The following is a 5,147-nucleotide window of genomic DNA, read 5'->3' as shown; positions in this document are numbered from 1 at the left end:
AATTGGTCTCACCGTCTCACTCGCAGTCGAAGCCGCCCGACGACAGGGCATCACGATGGACGAACCGCAGTATCACTGGATTGCCACGCAAGTCGCCCGAGATGGCGATTTCTCTGGATTCGCGAGAGCGGGAATTGGACCGCTCCCCATCCTGATCAACCATGTTTCCGCGGCCCTTGCCCAGGGCGTGCCCGCCCGGGAACTCGAGGAACAATCGGTCAGCCAAGCATGTGAGGAGGAGGGTCGCAGTCGGATCTTTCTCGCCCGCATCCTCACTGCGGTTCTCTTCGGAGTGCCACTCCTCGTGGCGATCTTTCTGGTTCTGGGTTTGCGACACGGTCCATGGGTGGGACTCGGAGCAGCGAGCGTCCTGGGGCTCTCTCCCTCGCTGCTCGCCCATCTTTCTGTGGCCACGACCGATGCTTGTGTCGCCCTGTTTTCCTTCCTGAGTGTCGTAGCCATGGCGTGGCACTTACGTTCGGCTTCGAGGGCGTCCCTTGTCTCTCTGTCGGTCGTGCTGGGTCTGGCCATGGCCTCCAAGTACTCGGCGGTCTTTCTGATACCGATCGCGCTGGTGGTCGTTGCGCTTTCGGCGGCCGTAAGTGAGGGGCAGCGTCTCGGATCGATCTCGGTTCTCAAGCTTGTGGCGTACCGCGCGGCGAGCATGGGCGTCTGCATATTCCTTGTTTGCTGGAGTGTCTCGGGGTTTGCCTTGGCCACGCCGTTGGAGGGGTGGGCTGATACCACCCCCGGAATCCTGCAAGGGATGAAGCTCCCGTCGACGATCGTAGGCCTGTTGAGTCAACTGCATCATGCCAATGACGGTCATCCGGCTTTTCTGATGGGAGACCGCTCGAGCGAGGGTTGGTGGACCTACTATCCCATCGTCTTCGCAATCAAGAGCACGCCGGTCGAACTGCTGCTGACGCTCCCTATTGTCATTCAAGTAATCCGAACTGGACGGCGGATTCGACGGTCCACGCGGCCATGGACCCTGGAGGACAGAGAGTTACTGCTGTGGCTGTCTGCCGTGGTGGTCTACGTAGGGTTTGCGATTTCGTCGAGCATCAACATCGGCCATCGCTACCTTCTGCTCCTCTACCCACTGCTGATCTGGCTGGGGATGGAGTCCTGGTGTCGCCTCGCACCAGGCCGCGCCCTGAGACTCGCCGTCGTGTTGGGCATCGTGCTGCTGCAGGCCACGAGTGCGCTGGGCGTAAGACCCGCATATCTGCAGTACTTCAACTTCATCGTTGGGGGTCCCCAGCAGGGCCACCACTACGTGGTCGACTCGAATGTTGATTGGGGACAGGATCTGCCGGCGCTGGAAGAAAGCTTGAAGGAGCTGGGAGGTGGGAAGGTATGGCTCGCCTATTTCGGTCGGGATTGTGTCGACGACTACGACATCGATGCCGTCAGACCTACGCAGGGCTCGGTGACCTTCGCGAAACTCGACTTCGTCGCGATCTCGGCCACGCATCTCCAGGGTGCCTACACGGGCGAGGTCTTTCGCGAGTTTCGCTCCCTTGTTCCTTTAGCCACTGCGAATCACTCGATCTTCATCTACGACTATTCCGACGACCGAGTCCGCACTGCCACCAGCACCGCGCTTACACGCGCTGCTCAGAATCGAAGGCGGAAGTAGCGAGCTGGCGATGCGCCTGGCGAGCAAAGTCGGTTCGCGAACCCGCGCTCGATCGAGACGGACTGTCAGTGCCCGCGCGCAAAACCGCTACGCAGAGCAGACCTGTCGCGAAGTCGGAGGTCCGCGCGAGGATAAGGTGTGCAGGGTGGGCGAGTTCCCCAGCATTTGTCGGATCCGACGGGAACGTTCACCTTCAGGCCCGACGCGGTCTTGAATTGATCGATCTCGACTACGGGCAGGGGGTGGAAGCCGCGCTCGGTTCCGCTTCGGATCGTGTCGCGGGGAGCCGAGACCAGCGATAGCGCTGTCGCGAGGGCAACGACACAGAAACGTGCGGCCGGTAGCGCACTCCAGACACCGATCGCCGCCGCGATCCCTGCTGCCGCGATCGACCAGAAGACGAACATCGCGAAGCGCGGGTCGGGTGCCGTCCAGAACCAGAACACGAACGCCAGTGTCGAGGGAGCCAGCAGCCAGAGGCCGCGTGCCGCGGGCGAGCTGCGACCAACCGTTCGACCCGCTGCGACCAGAATGGCTCCGAGAGTTCCCAACAGGACGGGAAGCGGGAATCTCGCCCCCACTTGCAGCACGAGGTTCCGCTGCGTCCAGCTTTCTAGCCATTGCCAGCCGCCCAGCGCAATTTCGCTGGAGCCGCCGGGGACGCGCGCCCAAATTTTTATCAGCGAGGCGGTGCGGTCGACTGATTCCACCGGCACCCGCCAGTCAATCGGAATCGAAATGAGTGAAATCGGATAGAGGGGGTAGCCGCTCAACACCGCATTGCGGATCAGCCAGGGGCCCAGCAACGCGAACCCGATCGCGGCGGAGATGAGCAGGTCGCGCTGACGCAGGTTCGGGAACACCGCGAACGCAGCGGTTAGCCACACGCCGCCGAGAAATACCAGACTGCTGAGCTTGATACAAATTCCCGCTGCAGCGAGCAGAGTGAGATCGCGCAGCTCGGCCCGCTGTGCAACCGCGCCCTCCACCTCGCCAGCCAGCAGGCGGAAAGCTCGCCAGGCTACGAGGAGCGAGAACAGGGTGGCGGGAAGGTCGCTAGAGAGACTCACCATGTAGCGGGACGCCAGTATCATCGCCGGCGGAATGATCAGCCACGCGAACGCGGCTCCGGCGCGAGCCCGCGAAGCCCCGAAGAGGTTGCGGCCGGCGTGCAGGCAGCCCGCGAAAAACACGGTCAGCAGGCATCCGTTCAACAGGTTGGGCGAGCGGTTCATCCACGGGCCCATATCGAAGAGCGCCGCGAAGAGCAGGTGGGCGTTGTTGAAGCCGAGGCGCCCGTGAAGGTTCGCGAGGCCGGGCATCAGCGCCTCGTCGCCGATCCACGTCATGGCGGCGAGCAGATAGAGGCCCGTGTCGTAGTGCTCGAGTGGTCGCATGCAGCGGTGTGCCACCCAAAGCACGCCGAGCAACGTCGCTCCAAGGGCGGCCCACTGGGAGGCCGAGGCCGGACGAAGCGCCAGCAAGGCGGCTCGCTCCCGCACGAGGCCAAAGCCTCCGATCGCCAGCAAACACGCAGCGGCCGCCAGATTGACCGGCACGAGGAAGTGCCATAATTGAAGCGCACCCATCGCGAGGGCCAGGCCGATCCAAAACGCAGCGAAGATCCGTTCGCCGCCGTGTGTATGCGCCCCCCACGCACGTTGCCACAGCAGCCCGAGCCCGATGCAGCCGCCGATGGACAGCAACCAGGCAGCGAGGATCAACCCCAGCGCGGTGCTCTGCCCAGCGATCTCGTGCAACATCGCCAATCCGATCGAAGCAGGGGGTGGGGTTCGAGTCTCAACAGATCGCCAGCACAGGCGCGAATCTCAGGAGTATAGGTTACTCACCCTCGAGCGCGGCGCGGATCGTCGGCGCGAGGGGGGAGCCATTGCCAGATGCAAGTGAAACCGGGGCGTCGGGCTCAAGAGGAAGGGAATCCCTCTACCGGATATTCTTCGTGCTCTTCGAAAGCCAGCACATCTCCGGAAATGATTCCCGCGGCACCTTGCAAACACTCCATTAATGACGGATGCGGCATGATGGAGTTCAAGAGATAAGTATATGGAAACTGGTGTTCGATCATGATCGATGCGGCGGAGATCAGAGAATCTGCATCTCGTCCAATGGCCCGAATCCCGAGGATACGATCATCTCCGTCTGGGCCTACGATCAACTTCACAAAACCGAACGGTGAACCCATCGCGTGAGCTCGATGGTTTCGCCCAAACGGGTACTTGCCGACGCGGACCTTGCCGTACTTTTCGCTGGCGACACTCTCAGAAAGACCTGCGCCAGCAACCATTGGCAACGAAAAGATGATGTAGGGGATGTGATCCATGGACTGATGAAAGTCCTGGCCGAGAATGTGGTACGCCGAGCAGCGACCTTCAGCCTGCGCGACGTGAACCAGCGCCATGTCGACTGGTGTATTGCGCAGCCCCACATCACCTACAGCGTATATGTTTGAGATGTTTGTTTGCATCCGCTGGTTCGTGGGAATATATCCCCGTTCATCGAGTTCGACACCAGCACCCTCCAGGTTTAGATCTTGTGTGCAGGGTGTCCGACCTACTGCGAGCAAGACGACCTCGCTTTGCAGCGTAACATCGTTGACGAGTCGCGTATGAACGACACCGTTTTCAATCTTTAGAGACTTAAACCGGCAAGACGACATCACTTCAACGCCATTTCTGGCCATCGCCTTCGACAGGAAGTCACTGATGTCTTGATCCTCGCTGGCAAGGATTCGGCTCTGGGTGTCGATTAGCTTTACTTGTGATCCGAGCGCAGCGAACATCCCCGCGAATTCGCAACCAATGACGCCTCCACCGAGCACTACCAGCGACTCAGGCAGCGAATTGACTCCCATGATTTCGTCACTGGTCACAACGTGGCGTCCATCCACCTCTACTCCTGGAAGCAGTCGCGGCAGGGTCCCGGTTGCGATGATGACATGCGCAGCGCGTACGCTTTCATCGTTGATGAGTATTGTGTTGCAGTCTTCGAAAGTGGCGTGGCCACCAATGACCGTAACCCCAAGCCTACGTAAACGGACCTCGAGATGTGCATTGAGCCCCGCTGCAGATCGTTCAATCCCGGCCTGAACCCTATGCCACGACGGTGGGCTCAAATTGCCGAAGACCTCGGGTCGAAGACGTGATTGCAGGTAGTGACTGGTAATTTCGAATTCGGATTTTGATTTGAAGGCACCCTCGATTCCATAGCCCATCAATGGACCTTCATTCAGAACCACCACCTTGCGGCCTCGTATTGCCAAAGTAGCTGCAGCGGTCAGTCCTCCGGGACCCCCTCCGATTACGCAGACGTCACACTCGATCATGGGTCACATTTCCTTTCGCGAACACACAGTTGGAGTGCCCTGGGGGCTGCGGCAACGCGGTGCCCTATGCGAAACAATAGCCGGTGCCCGGCTCTAGATGCTTCGATAGTTCGCGCAGTGGGGACACCGAGTCCCCAAAATCGAACAGCACTTCGCCGT

At 60.5% G+C, this 5,147-nt stretch carries 3 protein-coding genes; 1 reads left to right on the top strand and 2 read right to left on the bottom strand.

Features of this window, described 5'->3' with window-relative positions; all coding sequences use genetic code 11:
* Positions 1-1,645 (top strand): glycosyltransferase family 39 protein (locus IH881_20160; GenBank protein MCH7870012.1); only part of this gene is annotated, 1,645 nt, incomplete at its 5' end.
* A gap of 65 nt (positions 1,646-1,710) precedes the next feature.
* Here IH881_20160 and IH881_20155 read toward each other — a convergent pair.
* Together IH881_20155 and IH881_20150 are read right to left on the bottom strand one after the other, a co-directional pair.
* Positions 1,711-3,408, bottom strand: coding sequence for a hypothetical protein (locus tag IH881_20155; protein MCH7870011.1), 1,698 nt, complete (start codon positions 3,406-3,408; stop codon positions 1,711-1,713).
* Positions 3,409-3,569: 161 nt separating this feature from the next.
* Positions 3,570-4,988 carry an NAD(P)/FAD-dependent oxidoreductase gene (locus IH881_20150; protein ID MCH7870010.1) on the bottom strand — a complete coding sequence of 473 codons (1,419 nt, stop codon included), beginning with the start codon at positions 4,986-4,988 and terminating at the stop codon, positions 3,570-3,572.
* Positions 4,989-5,147 lie beyond the last annotated feature (159 nt).

Source organism: Myxococcales bacterium (genome assembly GCA_022563535.1).
In the GTDB taxonomy this organism is placed as follows: domain Bacteria; phylum Myxococcota_A; class UBA9160; order UBA9160; family UBA4427; genus DUBZ01.
This window is presented reverse-complemented; position numbering and strand designations above follow the sequence as displayed.

Bases quoted from the DNA above. Each gene is read 5' to 3' on its own strand.
- IH881_20155 (MCH7870011.1), bottom strand. From the start codon at position 3,408: ATGTTGCACGAGATCGCTGGGCAGAGCACCGCGCTGGGGTTGATCCTC.
- IH881_20150 (MCH7870010.1), bottom strand. From the start codon at position 4,988: ATGATCGAGTGTGACGTCTGCGTAATCGGAGGGGGTCCCGGAGGACTG.